The sequence below is a fragment of the Flavobacterium soyae genome (assembly GCF_021245985.1).
In the GTDB taxonomy this organism is placed as follows: Bacteria; Bacteroidota; Bacteroidia; order Flavobacteriales; family Flavobacteriaceae; genus Flavobacterium; species Flavobacterium soyae.
Window position 1 is genome coordinate 23,005 of record NZ_JAJQXA010000006.1, and the last position, 16,949, is coordinate 39,953.

Below are 16,949 nucleotides of genomic sequence, written 5' to 3' on the forward strand. Positions count from 1 at the left end.
GTGATATGTTTATTTTGTGTAAATGTATAAAATAGAATAATGCGAATAATGTATTTTGTGTCAAATTTATTAAACAAAAAAGAAAAGCCGAAAACTATTCCGTTTTCGGCTTTCTGAATATGTAAAATTTTAAGGATTATATTCCTAATAAGTGTTTTTTCAAAGTTTCGTCAACTGGTTTATTAGAAAGCCAAATGCCGAATAATGCTTTTTTGAAATCAAATCCCTGAACTTTTCCTTTCAAAACTTCATTCTTAAAAACATTGATAGTTTGATCAAGCGGATTATATGCCAAAATGAATACATCTTTTTCTGTAATGGCATCGCTTAAATACGTTTTGAATTGTTCGATTCTTGGGCGTAATTGTTCTAAGTTGCTTCCTGCAGATTTTTCGAAACCAACATTCATCGCTTTAGTTAATTTATTTGCTGAAACCATAGACGATGTAATTTCAATTCGAATTGCCATTTCGGTATCACTGTCAATAATAAACTGTGGATCCTGGCTTAATTGAGATAAATACAAAGCCTGTACATAAACTTCTAACCACATTTTTGATCTGCCGCCAGCGCCGTTAAGCTGTAAAGTTTTGTTTTGATAATCTATTTTTCTAGGAACAGTAACGCCGTTTACCTCTAAATGAGTCTGGGCAGAAACTGCTGAAAATTGTAAAGTTAAAAGGAGTGTAAGTACTAGTAAAATCTTTTTCATGCTCTGTCAATTATTTATTTTTAGGGCAAAAATAATGTTAATTTATTAATATAATCATCTTTTTTTGAAAGTTTTTTTTCTGCGTTTTTCGATTTTTTTTATTCTATTGCTTTAATAATCAAATTAGTAGTACTAGTTTTACGTAGATTTTCGCTCTTTATGATTTGTTTAATCTTTTCTGTGCAGGAAATGCCTTAAATTTTACTTTTATGAAGTTTTTAAATCACATTTTTCAATCTTGGATTTTAGAAAAAATGCTGCAAAATTATAGCCTGTTTGCTGCAAATTATAAATTATTACGAAAACGTTATCGTTATTCTTGCTGATCTATTAAATTTATATGCATGCATTGTAAAATCCGCATTTAAAAATTATCTTTGGGAGCCTTTTAAAAATAATTGGCTTTTCAAAAAAACAAATAAAAAACCACAAAAACTGAATTCTAAATTTGGTTTTGAAAAAACAATAAAATAAAACTATGGATTTTAATCTTACCGAAGAACATTTAATGATTCAGCAAGCTGCAAGAGATTTTGCTCAAAATGAATTATTACCCGGAGTTATTGAACGCGATGAGAAACAAATTTTTCCAACCGAGCAGGTTAAAAAAATGGGTGAACTTGGGTTCATGGGAATGATGGTTGATCCAAAATATGGCGGAAGCGGACTTGATGCAATTTCGTATGTTATTGCTATGGAAGAAATTTCTAAAGTTGATGCTTCGGCTTCTGTAGTAATGTCTGTAAATAATTCTTTGGTTTGCTGGGGATTACAGGAATATGGAACTGAAGAACAAAAGCAAAAATATTTACCGGGTCTGGCTTCAGGTCAAATTCATGGTGCTTTTTGTTTAAGCGAACCAGAGGCAGGAAGTGATGCAACTTCGCAAAAAACAACTGCGATTGATATGGGCGACCATTATTTGGTAAACGGAACCAAAAACTGGATTACAAACGGAAACACAGCTTCTGTATATTTAGTAATTGCGCAAACACATCCTGAATTAAAACATAAAGGAATCAATGCTTTGATTATGACGAAAGATATGCCTGGTTTTTCTATTGGTCCAAAAGAGCAAAAAATGGGAATCCGCGGTTCTGATACGCACTCTTTAATGTTTAGTGATGTAAAAGTCCCGAAAGAAAACAGAATTGGTGAAGATGGTTTCGGATTTAAATTTGCTATGAAAACGCTTGCCGGAGGTAGAATTGGTATTGCATCTCAAGCATTAGGAATTGCTTCTGGAGCTTATGAACTGGCTTTAAAATATTCTAAAGAGCGTAAAGCTTTTGGAACTGAAATTTGTAATCATCAGGCAATTGCTTTTAAACTGGCAGATATGGCTGTAAATATTGAAGCAGCACGTCATTTATGTATGAAAGCGGCTTGGGATAAAGACCAGCACAAAAATTATGATGTGAGCGGCGCAATGGCAAAATTATTTGCTTCGCAGGTTGCAATGGATACTGCAGTTGAAGCTGTGCAGATTCACGGAGGAAATGGTTATGTTAAAGAATACCATGTAGAACGTTTAATGCGTGATGCAAAAATTACTCAGATTTACGAAGGAACTTCAGAGATTCAAAAAATCGTTATTTCAAGAGCAGTTATTGCCGGATAAACCCTTATTCTTTTCAAAATAAAAACAAAACCCTTTCAGCTTTTTGAGCTTCGAAAGGGTTTTTTCATATTTTTTCGTTACTTTTCAGAAAGTTTATTGTTTTAGAATAATGGCTTAATTTTCAATTTATTAAAATATCTTTTTATGAAAAAACTATACTTTCTTCTTCCGTTTGTTTTTATTGCCTGTAAAACAAGTACAACAGTTGTAAGTGAAAAAGAACTTAAATCAGAATCAGTAGAGATAACATATAAAGTGGAAGAATCTGATGTTTCAGATTTTTTAAAATATCTTTCTTCAGATGAATTAGAAGGACGTGAAACGGGAACAAAAGGGATAGAAAAAGCAGCAGTTTTTTTAGAAGATTTCTTTAAAAAGAATAATGTAAAACCTTATTTTGCTTCTTATCGAGATACCTTGACTAATTTTAAATCTCCGGCTTTTAATATTGTTGGGGTTCTTGAAGGAACAGATCCGGTTCTTAAAAATGAATATGTAGTTTTAAGCGCACACTACGATCATATTGGAGTTGAGAAAAAACAACAGCCGGATAAAATTTATAATGGTGCCAATGATGATGCTTCGGGAGTAACAGCTGTGGCGCAATTGGCAAAATATTTCAGTAAAACCCACTCCAATAAAAGAAGTATTCTTTTTGTGTTTTTTGCCGGAGAAGAAAAAGGTCTTTTGGGATCAAAAAGTATGGCTCCGAAACTTAAAGCAAAGAACTTTAATTTGTACACACAATTAAATATCGAAATGATTGGAGTTCCTATGAAACGTGATTATCTGGCTTATATTACAGGTTTTGATAAATCGAATATGGCCGAAAAAATAAATGAATATACCGGAAAAAAGACAATTGGGTTTTTACCAAAAGAAGCCGAATATAAATTGTTTTACAGATCTGATAATTATTCGTTTTTTGAAGCTTTTGGGAAACCATGCCAATCGATAAGTACTTTTGATTTTGAAAATTTTGATTTTTATCACCACGTTTCAGACGAATTTAAAGTAATGGATATTCCGCACATGACGGCTTTTATACAGGAGTTTTTACCAGCAGTAACTAAAATAGCAACAACTCCAACAGAAGAAATTGTAATGAATAAATAACAGCTCATTATTTTGGTTTTACTTATTTTTGCTGCATGAAAAATATTATTGTTACCGGAACGAGTAGAGGAATTGGATATGAATTAGCATTGCAGTTTGCCAATGCCGGAAATCAGGTTTTAGCGATTTCTAGAAAAATTCCAAAAATACTTTTAGAACATCAAAACATAACCTGCTTATCAATTGATTTAGCCAATGAAACAGCTTTGCAGGAAGTAGAAAGTTTTCTTTCTTCAACCTGGAAAAAAGTCGATGCCATTGTGCATAATGCTGGAGCTTTACTGCTAAAACCTTTTGCAGAAACCACACAAGCTGATTTTGAAAGTATTTATAAAGTAAATGTTTTTGCTGTAGCGAATCTTACCAGAGTTTGTCTGCCGTATTTACAAAAAGGAAGTCATGTTGTAACTATAAGTTCGATGGGCGGCGTAAGAGGAAGTTTAAAATTTGCAGGATTAGCAGCTTACAGTTCAAGTAAAGGCGCTGTAATTACTTTAACCGAATTATTAGCGGAAGAATATAAAGAGAAAGGTATTTCATTTAATGTTTTAGCTTTGGGTTCTGTACAAACCGAAATGCTAAATGAAGCTTTCCCGGGTTATCAGGCTCCAATTTCTGCAGAGGGAATGGCAGCTTATATTTATGATTTTACTCTTAACGGAAATAAATATTTTAATGGAAAAGTACTTGAAGTTTCATCAACCAACCCGTAATTGAATTCCAATTTTGAAATTCCAAATTCCAATTGAAAAACAACTCATAACTCATACTTTATAATTCATAATTATTTTGAGCGATACATTAGCAAAATACATTCCTGAACATGCAGTAAAGCCTGTTTTTGATTTGATTGTAGCCAATCAGGTTCATCTGAAGATTGTAAATGAGCGTCAGACGCGTCATGGCGATTATAGGAGAGGACTGAGCGGTAAACATGAAATTACCGTTAATGCGAGTTTAAATAAGTACCGATTTTTGATTACGCTTATTCATGAGATTTCTCATTTAGTTGCTTTTGAGAAATTTGGGCGAAATATTAAACCGCATGGAAATGAATGGAAATATTCTTTTCAGCGTTTAATGGTGCCGTTTATACGACCGGAAATATTTCCGAGTCATTTGCTGCCTTTATTGGCGCGACACTTCAAAAATCCTTCGGCAAGCAGTGATACAGACACCACTTTATCTTTGGCACTAAAACAATATGATTTGACCAATGATAAAAATTATGTTTTTGAAATTCCCTACGGAAGTGTTTTCAGAATTAAAAACGGAAAAATATTCAAGAAAATAGCCGTTAGAACCAAACGTTTTGAATGTCTCGAAATAAGTTCAGGAAAGACCTATCTTTTTAATCCAAATGCAGAAGTGGAGCTTTTGCCAATAAAAAATTAAATACATAATGAATAAAATAGTACTGAGCCATAATTTCGAATTTAAACAAAAAGCAATACTCTTAGTTCCAACTTCTTTTTTCTTGTATTTTTCTTATATCGGCTGGCAAACATTTTTTAATCATAAAATAGAAGAATTAAATTATGTCTTTTTTATTATGTTATTTATTTTCTCAGTTTTAGGGATGTCCTTATTTGCTCTTACTTTTTCTAAAGTCGGTTTTAAAATTCATAATAATGAGCTTTATAGAACTTTATCTTTTTTTAATTTTGATTTTTATTCAAAAAAGATAAACCCAAAAAAGAATGAAATATTTTCTATTTTATATAAAAAGGTATCTCAGCGAAACGAATATCTAAGTGCAGGTGGAGCTGATGTGAGTTACGAATTTGCAATTCAGGATTTTATTTTATTGAATGAAAACCATTTAGAAAAACAATCCATAATTAAATTGAATTCTCAAAAATACTCAGATCAATTAAAATTGTTTTTAGAAGAATCCGGACAGTTGAAATTTGAAATCTATTCGCCTAGATGCTAAAAAGAAATTCCAAATTCCAATCTTAGTAAAAATTGGAATTTGGAATTTTTTATTGAAAATTTAAAAGGTTTTAGCCTTTCAAATAAGCTTCACGAACTTTTTTAAACAGGTTTGAAGAGTAAACAAATTTGACAATATCTTTATTGTCGGTTATAAATATTTCTTCTTTAGTTCCCTGCCATGCTTTTATTCCCTTTTTTAAGAAAACAATATTCTCGCCAATTTCCATTACAGAGTTCATATCGTGCGTATTAATTACGGTTGTGATATTATATTCTTCTGTAATTTCTTTAATCAAATTATCGATCAAAGTTGAAGTATTTGGATCTAAACCAGAGTTTGGTTCATCACAAAACAAATATTTAGGATTGTTTACAATCGCACGGGCAATCGCCACACGCTTTTGCATACCACCAGAAATTTCAGAAGGCAGTTTTTTATGTGCATCAACAAGATTAACCCTTTCTAAAACAAAATCAACGCGTTCCTGAATTTTAGCTTTGTTATCATTTGTAAACATCTTTAGAGGAAAAGCGACGTTTTCTTCAACAGTCATCGAGTCAAATAAGGCACTTCCTTGGAAAACCATTCCAATTTCAGTTCTTAATTCTCTTTTTTCGTCCGGATCTAATTCAGAGTAAACCCTTCCGTCAAATTCAATTGCTCCTGAATCTGGAGAATGAATTCCTAACAGCGTTTTTAATAGAACGGTTTTTCCAGATCCACTTTGTCCAATAATAAGGTTTGTTTTTCCAGTTTCAAAAACCGTCGAAACACCTTTTAAAACTTTACTGTCACCAAATGATTTTTCTATGTTTTTTACTTCGATCATTATCCTAATAATAATTGAGTTAATATATAATTAAAGAGAATAATACAAACAGATGTCCATACAAAGGATACTGTACTTGCTTTACCCACTTCTAGCGCTCCGCCTTTCATGTAATATCCATGAAAAGATGGAATTGTAGCTAATAACATTGCAAAAATTAAAGTTTTAATGAAGGCATATGTAATATGAAAAGGAATAAACTCCATTTGAGCACCTTGAATAAAGTCCTGACTAGTCGAAAATCCGCCGTATGCACAAGCAAGCCATCCGCCAAAAATACCCAAAAACATACTAATCCCAATTACAAAAGGATACATTAATAAAGCTATTATTTTTGGAAAAACAAGATAATTTAATGAATTAACACCCATAACTTCTAAAGCATCAATTTGTTCTGTAACACGCATTGTCCCGATACTTGAAGTAATGTAAGATCCCATTTTTCCGGCCATAATTACCGAAATAAAGGTAGGGGCAAACTCCAGTATTACAGATTGACGTGTAGCAAAACCAATTAAATATTTTGGAATTAATGGATTAGTTAAGTTTAATGCCGTTTGGATGGCAACAACTCCTCCAATAAAAAAAGATATAAAGCAAACGATTCCAAGAGAGTCAATAATTAAATCATCAATTTCTTTGAAAATTAGATTTCTCATAACAGGCCACTTAGTCTGTTTATTGAAAATTTCTTTAAGCATTAAAAAATATCTTCCTATTTGGGATAAATAACGAACTAGCATCATAAGTTTTACAAATATTGGCTAAATTAAGGATTAGTTTACAGTTTACCGTTTCACTTTAGAGTTTTTTAAGTTTTAAAAAACTAGAAAAGCTTTTGCTTCATTTTTTGTAAACGATAATTTCTAATAAATTTAGCTTGTTCAGGGGTAACTAATAAAGGAGTTTTTGCTTTTTTTGCTTTTAAAAACCCTTTTATATAATCTAAAAAAAGGAAAGGTTTTTTCTTCATCATTGCCAGCTTTGCCGAAGCAATTGCTGTGATCCAAAAACCATAACCTAAAGTATAAAAAGCTTCGCCTTGTTTATAACGAGCTGTTTTGTTGTAATTGGCACCTGTTGGTTTTAAGTGTTTTACATGTAAAGATTCGTCGGTAACAATTTTCCAATCATAATATTTACACAACAATTCATCTACAGTATCCCAGCCCATTGCAGGTTTTAAACCGCCAATTTGCTGAAAAGTTTCCTTGCGGTACGCTTTTAAAGCTCCGCGAATATGGTCTTTATCTGTTAGATTTTCAAGAACCCATTCGCCGTTTTTGTCTATATAACAAAATCCGCCAGCCATTCCGATTTTAGGATCAGATTCGAAATGTTTAATTATAGTTTCAAAATAATTAGGAGGAAAAATTAAATCGCCGTCTATCTTTACCATAATATCATAATCAGAATCCAGTGTTTCAAAACCTTTTTGAAAAGCCTGAATTACTTTGCTTCCCGGTAAATGAATCGCATCTGAAGTTTTATTGACAACAGAAATATATGGATTATCTTTTGCAAAACTTAATACAACTTCTTCTGTTTTATCTGTCGAATTGTCGTTTACGACTACAACTTTAGCAGGCAGAACAGTTTGAGTAACCAGAGATTGTAAAGTCAGGCCAATTAAATCTTGCTCGTTGTGCGCGGGAATGACGATATAGTACTTCATGTGAAAAATTTTAGATTTTAGATTTTAGATTTTAGATTGTTTGGAGTGGTCTAAAATCAAAAATCAAAAATCGTTAATCTGCAATCTTAGTTCTTAACTTTTTCAGCAACAACAAGATAATATCTTGGAGTGAAATATCTTAATAAGGGTCTTAATCCGAACTTTTTTACCGGGTGCGTAAATTGCAGACGGTCTGTTATTTTCCAGCCTGTTTTTTCTAAAAGCCAGTCTAACTGCCAGTCTTCAAATTCATGATAATGTCTGTCCCACATATCAGTTTTAGAACGATACGCCGGTGAAAACCATAGACGTAATGGAATCGAAATTAATAATTTGTCACATTTTACGTTTTGTAAAATTGTGTATGGATTTAGCAAATGTTCGAAAATTTCAAATGCCGTAAAAACAGTATATTCTTCCGTTTGCAGCGCCCTTTGGTCGTTGTCTAAATCTTCGCCTTTTGTATTTTTTACAGTATAACCATTTTCTTCCATTATTTTAGAAAACGGATTTGGTACACCAAAATCAAAAATGGTTTCTGATGTGCTAACGTGCTTTTGTAAAAACTCTAAGGTAAGTTTGAATCTTTTATTCGGAAATGTTTTTTCGTACATAGTTATTGCGAGGAACGAAACAAGCTCTCGTTCTTGATTTTAATTAGGTCGCAAATATACTAAAAAAGTATTCAGTGTTCAGTTTTTAGTGAACAGTGTAGTTATTAGATTTGCAGTGTTCAGATTTTATTTAGTGTAATTAGTTACTCCTTTTTAGACAGAGATTAAATTCTGTGTAAAATACGGCTGAATACTAAAAACTGAACACTGATTACTATAAATTAATATCGGTAAACAAAAGCATTAATGTTCATTCCCGCTCCAACTGAAGCAAAGATGATGACGTCGCCTTTCTTGATTTCGTGGTTTTCAATTTTTCCCTGAAGAATCAAATCATATAATGTAGGAACCGTTGCAACGCTGCTGTTTCCTAGATCGTGAATGCTCATTGGCATAATATCTTTAGGAGCCGTTTTATCGTATAATTTATAGAAACGTTCGATAATAGCTTCGTCCATTTTTTCATTTGCCTGATGAATCAGGATTTTTTTTACATCGTCGATAGCGATTCCGCTTTGGTCTAAACAGCTTTTCATCGCGCACGGAACATTGCTTAAGGCAAACTCGTAGATTTTACGTCCATACATTTTGATGTATTTAATATCCGGGTCTAAATCTGGATTGTATGATTTTCCGAAGTACAGATAATTTGCTTCATCATTTGCATAAGTGGCGCTTTCATAAGATAAAAGACCAGACTCGTCAGTTGAAGCTTCTAAGATAGAAACTCCGGCTCCATCAGAATAAATCATCGAATCACGATCGTGATCGTCAACAACTCTTGAAAGCGTTTCAGCACCAATTACCATAACTCTTTTTGCCATTCCGGATTTGATAAAAGCGTTTGCTTGTAAAACACCTTCAATCCAGCCCGGACATCCAAAAAGAATGTCGTAAGCTACACATTTAGGATTCTTGATGCCTAGTTTGTTTTTAACACGTGTTGCTAAACTTGGTAAAATGTCCGTTTGATGCGTTCCGGTTTTTACATCGCCAAAGTTGTGGGCAAAAATAATGTAGTCTAAAGTTTCGGCATCAATTTTTGCATTTGCAATTGCTTTTTCGGCTGCAAAAAAGGCTAAATCTGATGCTGTATATTGTGGTTCGGCGTATCGACGATTTTCAATTCCGGTAATGCCTTTAAATTTTTTAATAACAACTTCATTCGGATAACCAAAAGGAGTTCCGTCCTCATTTAAAAAAATATGCTTATCAAAATCTGTATTTTTAATTTCTAAATTAGGAATATAACTCCCAATACCAATAATTTTTATTTTCATTTTTCCCTTAATTATCCAATAAATTTCATGCTAAAGTATAAATAAAAATATGATAACTATCATAAAAAATACTATGCATGCATATAATTATGGAATAACAATTTTTTGGATGATATAATGGTTATTTTCTAATGATTTTTTAATTTTTCCGAGATTTCAAACGATTGAAGTGAAAGTGGAGGGAAAAGTTTTTTTGTTTTAGGTTTCAAGTTTCAAGTTTCAAGTTTCAGGTTTCACGTTAGTTTGGAACTTGAAACCTGAAACTTGAAACAAAAAAAACCGACAGGTTTTTAAAATCTGTCGGGTTTGAATATTTATAAGAAAACTAAATTTTAGCTTTCCATGTAAGCTTCAATAGGAGCACAGCTGCAAACTAAGTTTCTGTCACCGTATGCGTCATCTACACGACGAACTGATGGCCAGAATTTATTTTCAGCAATATACTCTAATGGGTAAGCCGCTTTTTCTCTAGTATAAGGGAAATCCCAAGTATCTGTAGTTAACATTGCCAATGTGTGCGGTGCATTTTTCAATACATTGTTTTTGTCATCAGCCGTTGACGCTTCGATTTCTTTTCTGATTGAGATAAGAGCATCACAAAAACGATCTAATTCTGCTAAATCTTCAGATTCAGTTGGTTCAATCATTAAAGTTCCCGCTACAGGGAAAGAAACCGTTGGAGCGTGGAAACCGTAATCCATTAAACGTTTTGCGATATCACCCACTTCAATTCCGTTTTCTTTAAATGAACGACAATCTAAAATCATTTCGTGAGCTGCTCTTCCGCATTCTCCCGTATAAAGAATTGGGTAGTGTCCTTCGAAACGAGATTTCATATAGTTAGCATTCAAAATAGCGTGCTCTGTAGCGCTTTTTAATCCTTCAGCTCCCATCATTGTGATGTAACCATAAGAAATTAAACATACTAAAGCAGATCCGTAAGGTGCAGATGAAATAGCAGTAATTGCTTGTTCTCCGCCTACTTTTAAGATTGGGTTTGTTGGCAAGAACGGAACTAGTTTTTCGTTCACACAAATAGGTCCAACTCCAGGTCCGCCGCCGCCGTGAGGAATAGCAAATGTTTTGTGTAAGTTCAAGTGACAAACGTCAGCGCCAATTGTAGCAGGATTTGTTAATCCAACTTGTGCGTTCATGTTTGCACCATCCATATATACTAATCCGCCATTTTCGTGGATTAATTTTGTGATTTCAATAATTGAAGATTCATAAACTCCGTGAGTCGAAGGATACGTTACCATTAAGCAAGATAAATCATCTTTATGCTCAATAGCTTTTGCTCTTAAATCTTCTACATCAATATTTCCTTCCGGAGTAGTTTTAGTAACAATGATTTTCATTCCGGCCATCGCTGCAGAAGCAGGATTTGTTCCGTGAGCCGATGATGGAATTAAACATACATTACGGTGGCCTTCGTTTCTTGACATATGGTAAGCACGAATAGCCATTAAACCTGCATATTCTCCTTGAGCTCCTGAGTTTGGCTGTAATGTAGTTCCGGCAAATCCGGTAATTACATTTAATTGCTGCTCTAATTTTTTAAGCATTGTGATATAACCTTCCGCTTGCTCTACTGGTGCAAAAGGGTGAATGCTGTTCCAGTTTGGCATTGACAGCGGTAACATTTCTGAAGCCGCGTTTAATTTCATCGTACAAGAACCTAATGAAATCATCGAATGATTCAACGATAAATCTTTGCGCTCTAACTTTTTGATGTAACGCATTAACTGACTTTCTGAATGATGATTGTTGAATACATCATGCGTTAAGAAAGAAGACGTTCTTTCTAATGAAGCCGGTAATTGACTTGCAGTTGCTAATTCAGAAACGGTAAAAGTTTCTTTTCCTAAAGCTTCAGCAAAAATGGCAATAATTTGGTTGATGTCTGCAATTGAAGTCGTTTCGTTGAACGAAATAGAAATTGTATCGGCATCAGGATAAAAGAAGTTTACTTCATTTTTTTCAGCAATTGCTTTTACTTTTTGAGCATCTGCTTTTACTAAAATAGTATCAAAGTAAGCTGTGTTAGTTTGGAAAACTCCTAGTTTATTTAAAGCTTCAGCAGCAGTAACTGCAGATGCGTGAACTTTGTTTGCAATATATTTTAGCCCTTTTGGGCCGTGGTAAACCGCATACATTCCGGCCATAACCGCTAATAAAACCTGAGCGGTACAAATATTTGAAGTTGCTTTTTCACGTTTAATGTGCTGTTCACGAGTTCCTAAAGCCATACGTAAAGCGCGGTTTCCGTTTGTATCGATAGAAACTCCAATGATACGACCAGGCATAGAGCGTTTATATTCGTCTTTAGTTGCAAAATATGCAGCATGAGGACCACCGTAACCCATTGGTACACCAAAACGTTGTGTAGTTCCAACAACTACTGCAGCTCCCATTTCTCCCGGAGAAGTTAAAGCAGCAAGTGATAAAATATCAGCAGCAAAGGCTACTTTGATTTCATTTTCTTTTGCTTTAGCAACAAAAGCACTATAATCGTTTACCTGACCATATTTTCCTGGATATTGTAAAATAGCTCCGAAAAACTCAGTTGAAAAATCAAAAGTTTCGTGGTTTCCAATAACTAATTCAATTCCAATTGGAGTTGAACGTGTTTGCAGTACTGATAAAGTTTGTGGTAAAATTTCTTCAGAAACGAAGAATTTGTTTGTATTGTTTTTCTTTTGGTCGCGTGTACGAACATCAAAAAGTAAAGCCATAGCTTCTGCAGCAGCAGTTCCTTCATCAAGTAAAGAAGCATTTGCAATTTCCATTCCTGTCAATTCAATAACTGTAGTCTGGAAATTTAAAATTGCTTCAAGACGACCTTGAGCAATTTCTGCCTGATAAGGCGTGTAAGCTGTATACCATCCCGGGTTTTCGAAGATATTTCTTTGAATTGGGGCTGGAACGATAGTTGGATGATAACCCAAACCAATATAAGATTTGAATACTTTATTTTTCTTTCCTAATTCCTGAATATGATTTGCGAATTCGTATTCTGTCATTGCAGGATCCAAATTCAAAGGAGCTTTTAAACGAATATCGTCCGGAAGGGTTTCATAAACAAGTTGTTCGATCGAGTCAACACCAATGGTTTGTAACATGTGTTGAAGATCTGTTTCTCTTGGACCAATGTGTCTTAAAGCAAAAGCATCTGTTTTCATCTGTAGCAGTCTATTTTTTAAAGATCAAAAGTAATTTGCCGAGTGTTTCTATACGATTTCACAAGGTTTATTACAATTTATAGTAAATGTGTTGTTTTTTTGTGGCGCAAAATTAAGTATTATTAATAATTTAATGGGTATTTTTAACTTCAATTTTTATCAAATTTATAACTAAAGAGTTGATTTGTTACCAATTGATTAGATTTGAGGCATGAAACTTCTAAAACAAATATTAGATTTTTATTTAAACAGCAGTATTCACGTGGCTTTATCGTGTTATGCTTTGGTTCGTATTACTTTTCATTTCTTTCATATTCAGTATGATGAACCAATGGCTTTGTTTGTTTTTTTCGGAACAATTGTAGGATATAATTTTGTAAAATACGATGCTTTAGTTCGGGTGAAAAGAAAACCGGTTGGGATTCAACTCAAAATCATCGCGGTTTTAAGTTTTATTTCGGTGATTTTAGTTGGCTATTATTTTTTCCATTTAAAGCGAATTACCCAAATTGTTTCGGTTGTAATTTTTGCTATAACGGCACTTTATACTTTACCGTTTTTTCCAAATAGAAAAAATGCCCGAAACTGGGCAGGAGTAAAAATTTATATTGTAGCACTTTGCTGGGTAGGAGCGACTTTGGTTTTGCCTTATATAAATGCCGAAATCCCGTTTACAGCCAACTTTTTTATAAAATGTATGCAGCGTTTTGTTTTAGTTTTTGTACTGATTTTAGTTTTTGAAATTCTGGATTTAGCAAATGATGATCCGCATTTGCAAACCGTTCCGCAGACAATTGGTGTAAAACGAACCAAGATTTTAGGATTTTCGCTTTTAGTTCCGTTTTGGGTTTTAGGAATTTTGTCTTTTACGCTTCACGATCTTATTATCAACCTCATTATGGTTGTGACTTTAATGCTTTTTATCTTTTTTGCTAATACAAACCGATCTCGATATTATACTTCTTTTTGGGTCGAAAGTGTTCCTATATTTTGGTGGCTAATGATCGCGTTTTTATAAAATACGTAAAAGTTTCTAAATAATTTGGGCGTGTCCCTCCGGGTCGGGCTATCCGCTTCTATCCCTCACGCAAATCGTAAAACGAAAAAATTTATTTTAAAAATATCTTGAGAGAATATAAGATATTAACATTACCAATGGTTGAAACCATTGGGAGGGTTTCTTTACATAACGTTTCCCGCGGTTGAAACCGCAGGCTATGTTTAAATTGTAGGGTTTGAAAAATAAATTTTGATTTAATTGCCTCCAGCTTTAGCTGGAGGTAAAAATGAGTCTCCTAACAAGGGCTTTAGCCAAAAGATAAAGTTTGGCTAAAGCCAGGAATATTTAATCCTACTTGCCCTCCAGCTAAAGCTGGGAGCAATTTATTATTTCTTTTCTGAAACCTCTTTCAAAACCTTATTTCTCTCCAAAAGAAAATTGGTAAGATGTTTTTCTAAAAATAAAATATCGAAAAATTCCCCAAATATTCCAAATGGAGTTTCATATTGTAATACATCTTTCATGATAGTTACACCATTTTGTTCCTCAAAAATATGTTCATGTCTGAAAGATTTGAATCTCCCTTCCTCCATTTCATCCACAAAATAATCATAAAAATCCATTACAGGAATTCGGGTTTTGTGTGTGAGATAAAACCCGAAATGTTTACCGCGCCAGGTTACCGTTTCGTTTAAATTTATTAAGCCTGATGTTACGCCGGCAATCGCTTTTTCTTTTGAAGGACTTGCAGATTGCTGGTGAATATCGATATTTCTTGAGGCATCAAAAACGATTTGTTTTGAGGCTTTTATTTTAGTTGTGAGGTGTATTGTTGTCATGATTTAGTTTAGTTTTCCGCATTTTTGTCATCCCGAGGAACGAGGGATCACACTAGAAACTCCACAATGTATATCGACAATTCTTTGTCGAGCTTCGTGTGTGATCCTTCCTCCGTCAGCATGACAAGAAATACGTAGTTTTAGTGTAATAAATTTTTAAAAGCATTATCAATATCTCCAAACTTAAATTGAAATCCATTTTCCAAAAGCCTTGTCGGAATCACATTTCTACTTTTCAAAATTAATTCAGGTTCTGTACGAATAAAGAAAGCACCAATTTCAAGAAAGAATTTATTCATCGGAATTCCGAACGGAAAATCAACTGCTTTTCTCAGTTTCTGCATAAAATCAGTATTTCGAATAGGTTCGGGAGAAACAATATTTATAACGCCTGTAATTTCTTTTTGAATAACAAGATCAATTGCATTCGCAAAATCTTCTTCATGAATCCAGCTTACAAACTGATTTCCTTCTCCTTGTTTTCCTCCGAAACCAATTTTAGCCAAAGTTTTCAACGGAATTAAAGCACCTCCATTTTTTCCTAAAACAATAGAAGTCCGCAAAGCCGTTTTTAACGTATTTGGAGTTTCGGTTTTAAAAAATGCTTTTTCCCATGAAAGTGCCACATTTATAGAAAAGTCATTCCCAATTTCGCCATCGATTTCACCCATTTGTTTGTCTAAAGAAAAACGATAAATTGTTGCTGTCGATGAATTCAGCCAATGTTTTGGTGGATTTTTGCAATTCAAAACTGCTTTGTTTAGAATTTTGGTGCTTTCAATTCTAGACCAAAGAATTTCTTTTTTGTTTTCTTTGGTATAACGACAATCAACAGATTTTCCTGCGAGATTGATTAAAACTGAAGCATTTTCCAATTCCTTTTCCCAGCCTGAAAAAGTTCTGGCGTTCCAGTTTACATATTTAATTCCGTTTAAGGTTTGTAATTTTCCTCGAGTTAGAATTACAATTTCTTCAAATTTATCTCTGAAATGATTGACTAAAACTTGTCCGAGAAAACCAGTTCCTGCCGCGATTATGAGTTTTTTCATTTGTTGTCGAGTATTAAACCTAACAGGTTTTTAAAACCTGTTAGGTTTCGTTCTGTGTTATGCTTTAAAAACTAATCTTTCTTCTCTTTGAGCTTCTTTAGCTTTACGTTTTCCTCTAAAAAAGAAATACAAATTGAAGAATAACATGATACCAAGATAAATAGAAAACCCGCCAATTTTATAACTTAAGTTTTCAATTAATTCCTGATAACTGTCTCGATATAACTGCATTTCTAAAATCATTAAGGCAAAGCCAATATTTAAAAGATAGAATCCGGTTTCAAAAAGTCTGTTGGTTGCCTCTGCAATTTCTTCCCGGCCTTTAAAGATGTCAAGCATAAAGATTTTTCCGTTTTTAAAAAGTGTTTTAGAAACGTAATAAGTTAAAAATAAAGCGACTGGCAAATAAATACTGTAACCGATTAAGATTTTTGTAGTTTCCATAATATTTAGTTTTTGTTGTTATTAATTAGTTTTTGAATGTATTTAGTTATAATTAAAATGTTGAGGTAATGCAGAACTGAGATAATAAAAATTATGACAGCTGTTTTTATACAGATTGTTTCAATCAATTGTGTTGATGAAATAATTTTTTGCCAGGAAATTAAAGTCATGGTACAATAACCAATGTTTAAGAGATAATATCCCAAAAGCAAAACCTGATTGATTTTTTGGCAGAGGTCAGCATGATTTGGGATTAGGTCTGCCACATAAATATTTCCGTTTTTGCAGCAGATTTTTCCAACTTTTAGAATGATGAAAGTCGTAATTCCTAAGTAGATTAAATATCCAATAATGTTGAGGTTCATAATTTCTTTTTTTGATTGTAAATAATAAACGTAAGGAAGAATATTAATGAAATTGGCAACAAGAAAAGCCAGTTAAATTCTCCATTCCAGATCAGGAAGAAAATAATTACCAAACCAAAATAAATATAGATCAGTTTGTTTTTCGGAAATAGTATTAGAAATAAAATCGCAGCCAAAACTTGCAGTGCTCCTGTAATTGCTATTCCGTATGCTCCAAGTAGCAAGAATAATAATGCACAAATATTAATAATTTCTAAAACTTTGAAAGTTGTTTTCATAACTAT

At 33.2% G+C, this 16,949-nt stretch carries 18 protein-coding genes; 6 read left to right on the forward strand and 12 right to left on the reverse strand.

Annotated features, from left to right (window positions below):
* Nucleotides 1-136: 136 nt before the first annotated feature.
* Nucleotides 137-712 (reverse strand): chalcone isomerase family protein, encoded by a 576-nt coding sequence (locus LUU93_RS09160; protein WP_232680581.1) that lies wholly within the window; start codon nt 710-712, stop codon nt 137-139.
* Nucleotides 713-1,190: 478 nt separating this feature from the next.
* Here LUU93_RS09160 and LUU93_RS09165 point away from each other — a divergent pair, with 478 nt between their 5' ends.
* The 5 genes from LUU93_RS09165 to LUU93_RS09185 all read left to right on the forward strand — a co-directional run bounded on the left by LUU93_RS09165 (nt 1,191) and on the right by LUU93_RS09185 (nt 5,385).
* The gene (locus tag LUU93_RS09165) at nt 1,191-2,333 is read left to right on the forward strand and encodes an acyl-CoA dehydrogenase (protein WP_232680582.1); all 1,143 of its coding nucleotides are present in this window, start codon (nt 1,191-1,193) and stop codon (nt 2,331-2,333) included.
* A 144-nt stretch (nt 2,334-2,477) separates the two neighbouring features.
* On the forward strand, nt 2,478-3,449 hold the full coding sequence (locus LUU93_RS09170; RefSeq protein ID WP_232680584.1) for a M20/M25/M40 family metallo-hydrolase: 972 nt from the start codon (nt 2,478-2,480) through the stop codon (nt 3,447-3,449).
* Between the two features lie 35 nt (nt 3,450-3,484).
* A complete protein-coding gene (locus LUU93_RS09175; protein WP_232680586.1) occupies nt 3,485-4,162 on the forward strand; it encodes an SDR family NAD(P)-dependent oxidoreductase in 678 nt (225 codons plus the stop codon).
* Nucleotides 4,163-4,238: 76 nt separating this feature from the next.
* Complete coding sequence (locus LUU93_RS09180; protein ID WP_232680588.1) at nt 4,239-4,844, forward strand: SprT-like domain-containing protein; 606 nt, start codon at nt 4,239-4,241, stop codon at nt 4,842-4,844.
* 7 nt (nt 4,845-4,851) lie between these two features.
* Nucleotides 4,852-5,385 (forward strand): hypothetical protein, encoded by a 534-nt coding sequence (locus LUU93_RS09185; protein WP_232680590.1) that lies wholly within the window; start codon nt 4,852-4,854, stop codon nt 5,383-5,385.
* A gap of 70 nt (nt 5,386-5,455) precedes the next feature.
* Here LUU93_RS09185 and LUU93_RS09190 read toward each other — a convergent pair whose 3' ends face one another.
* From LUU93_RS09190 to gcvP, 6 genes are all read right to left on the reverse strand, one after another.
* The gene (locus tag LUU93_RS09190) at nt 5,456-6,217 is read right to left on the reverse strand and encodes an ABC transporter ATP-binding protein (RefSeq protein WP_232680592.1); all 762 of its coding nucleotides are present in this window, start codon (nt 6,215-6,217) and stop codon (nt 5,456-5,458) included.
* Nucleotides 6,217-6,963, reverse strand: a complete 747-nt coding sequence (locus LUU93_RS09195) for an MlaE family ABC transporter permease (RefSeq protein WP_232680594.1) — start codon at nt 6,961-6,963, stop codon at nt 6,217-6,219. Before LUU93_RS09195 ends, LUU93_RS09190 begins: the two co-directional genes overlap by 1 nt.
* Nucleotides 6,964-7,043: 80 nt before the next feature.
* The gene (locus LUU93_RS09200; protein ID WP_232680596.1) at nt 7,044-7,892 is read right to left on the reverse strand and encodes a glycosyltransferase family 2 protein; all 849 of its coding nucleotides are present in this window, start codon (nt 7,890-7,892) and stop codon (nt 7,044-7,046) included.
* An 86-nt stretch (nt 7,893-7,978) separates the two neighbouring features.
* Nucleotides 7,979-8,506 carry a methyltransferase gene (locus LUU93_RS09205; protein WP_232680598.1) on the reverse strand — a complete coding sequence of 176 codons (528 nt, stop codon included), beginning with the start codon at nt 8,504-8,506 and terminating at the stop codon, nt 7,979-7,981.
* Between the two features lie 221 nt (nt 8,507-8,727).
* Nucleotides 8,728-9,786 (reverse strand): 3-oxoacyl-ACP synthase III family protein, encoded by a 1,059-nt coding sequence (locus tag LUU93_RS09210; RefSeq protein ID WP_232680600.1) that lies wholly within the window; start codon nt 9,784-9,786, stop codon nt 8,728-8,730.
* 332 nt (nt 9,787-10,118) lie between these two features.
* On the reverse strand, nt 10,119-12,968 hold the full coding sequence (gene gcvP / locus LUU93_RS09215) for an aminomethyl-transferring glycine dehydrogenase (protein ID WP_232680602.1): 2,850 nt from the start codon (nt 12,966-12,968) through the stop codon (nt 10,119-10,121).
* Nucleotides 12,969-13,179: 211 nt separating this feature from the next.
* Between gcvP and LUU93_RS09220 the strand changes: the two genes are divergently transcribed.
* Nucleotides 13,180-13,986, forward strand: a complete 807-nt coding sequence (locus tag LUU93_RS09220) for a UbiA prenyltransferase family protein (RefSeq protein ID WP_232680604.1) — start codon at nt 13,180-13,182, stop codon at nt 13,984-13,986.
* A gap of 368 nt (nt 13,987-14,354) precedes the next feature.
* Here the strand turns inward: LUU93_RS09220 and LUU93_RS09225 are convergent, their stop codons facing one another.
* From LUU93_RS09225 to LUU93_RS09245, 5 genes are all read right to left on the reverse strand, one after another.
* The gene (locus LUU93_RS09225) at nt 14,355-14,807 is read right to left on the reverse strand and encodes an SRPBCC family protein (RefSeq protein ID WP_232680606.1); all 453 of its coding nucleotides are present in this window, start codon (nt 14,805-14,807) and stop codon (nt 14,355-14,357) included.
* A gap of 140 nt (nt 14,808-14,947) precedes the next feature.
* Complete coding sequence (locus LUU93_RS09230; protein ID WP_232680608.1) at nt 14,948-15,856, reverse strand: TIGR01777 family oxidoreductase; 909 nt, start codon at nt 15,854-15,856, stop codon at nt 14,948-14,950.
* Nucleotides 15,857-15,913: 57 nt separating this feature from the next.
* The gene (locus LUU93_RS09235) at nt 15,914-16,300 is read right to left on the reverse strand and encodes a hypothetical protein (RefSeq protein ID WP_232680610.1); all 387 of its coding nucleotides are present in this window, start codon (nt 16,298-16,300) and stop codon (nt 15,914-15,916) included.
* 5 nt (nt 16,301-16,305) lie between these two features.
* Complete coding sequence (locus LUU93_RS09240) at nt 16,306-16,665, reverse strand: hypothetical protein (protein WP_232680612.1); 360 nt, start codon at nt 16,663-16,665, stop codon at nt 16,306-16,308.
* The gene (locus LUU93_RS09245; protein WP_232680614.1) at nt 16,662-16,943 is read right to left on the reverse strand and encodes a hypothetical protein; all 282 of its coding nucleotides are present in this window, start codon (nt 16,941-16,943) and stop codon (nt 16,662-16,664) included. Before LUU93_RS09245 ends, LUU93_RS09240 begins: the two co-directional genes overlap by 4 nt.
* Nucleotides 16,944-16,949 lie beyond the last annotated feature (6 nt).

Bases quoted from the DNA above. Each gene is read 5' to 3' on its own strand.
- LUU93_RS09160 (WP_232680581.1), bottom strand. From the start codon at position 712: ATGAAAAAGATTTTACTAGTACTTACACTCCTTTTAACTTTACAATTT.
- LUU93_RS09165 (WP_232680582.1), top strand. From the start codon at position 1,191: ATGGATTTTAATCTTACCGAAGAACATTTAATGATTCAGCAAGCTGCA.
- LUU93_RS09170 (WP_232680584.1), top strand. From the start codon at position 2,478: ATGAAAAAACTATACTTTCTTCTTCCGTTTGTTTTTATTGCCTGTAAA.
- LUU93_RS09175 (WP_232680586.1), top strand. From the start codon at position 3,485: ATGAAAAATATTATTGTTACCGGAACGAGTAGAGGAATTGGATATGAA.
- LUU93_RS09185 (WP_232680590.1), top strand. From the start codon at position 4,852: ATGAATAAAATAGTACTGAGCCATAATTTCGAATTTAAACAAAAAGCA.
- LUU93_RS09190 (WP_232680592.1), bottom strand. From the start codon at position 6,217: ATGATCGAAGTAAAAAACATAGAAAAATCATTTGGTGACAGTAAAGTT.
- LUU93_RS09195 (WP_232680594.1), bottom strand. From the start codon at position 6,963: ATGATGCTAGTTCGTTATTTATCCCAAATAGGAAGATATTTTTTAATG.
- LUU93_RS09200 (WP_232680596.1), bottom strand. From the start codon at position 7,892: ATGAAGTACTATATCGTCATTCCCGCGCACAACGAGCAAGATTTAATT.
- LUU93_RS09205 (WP_232680598.1), bottom strand. From the start codon at position 8,506: ATGTACGAAAAAACATTTCCGAATAAAAGATTCAAACTTACCTTAGAG.
- LUU93_RS09210 (WP_232680600.1), bottom strand. From the start codon at position 9,786: ATGAAAATAAAAATTATTGGTATTGGGAGTTATATTCCTAATTTAGAA.
- gcvP (WP_232680602.1), bottom strand. From the start codon at position 12,968: ATGAAAACAGATGCTTTTGCTTTAAGACACATTGGTCCAAGAGAAACA.
- LUU93_RS09220 (WP_232680604.1), top strand. From the start codon at position 13,180: ATGAAACTTCTAAAACAAATATTAGATTTTTATTTAAACAGCAGTATT.
- LUU93_RS09225 (WP_232680606.1), bottom strand. From the start codon at position 14,807: ATGACAACAATACACCTCACAACTAAAATAAAAGCCTCAAAACAAATC.
- LUU93_RS09230 (WP_232680608.1), bottom strand. From the start codon at position 15,856: ATGAAAAAACTCATAATCGCGGCAGGAACTGGTTTTCTCGGACAAGTT.
- LUU93_RS09235 (WP_232680610.1), bottom strand. From the start codon at position 16,300: ATGGAAACTACAAAAATCTTAATCGGTTACAGTATTTATTTGCCAGTC.
- LUU93_RS09240 (WP_232680612.1), bottom strand. From the start codon at position 16,665: ATGAACCTCAACATTATTGGATATTTAATCTACTTAGGAATTACGACT.
- LUU93_RS09245 (WP_232680614.1), bottom strand. From the start codon at position 16,943: ATGAAAACAACTTTCAAAGTTTTAGAAATTATTAATATTTGTGCATTA.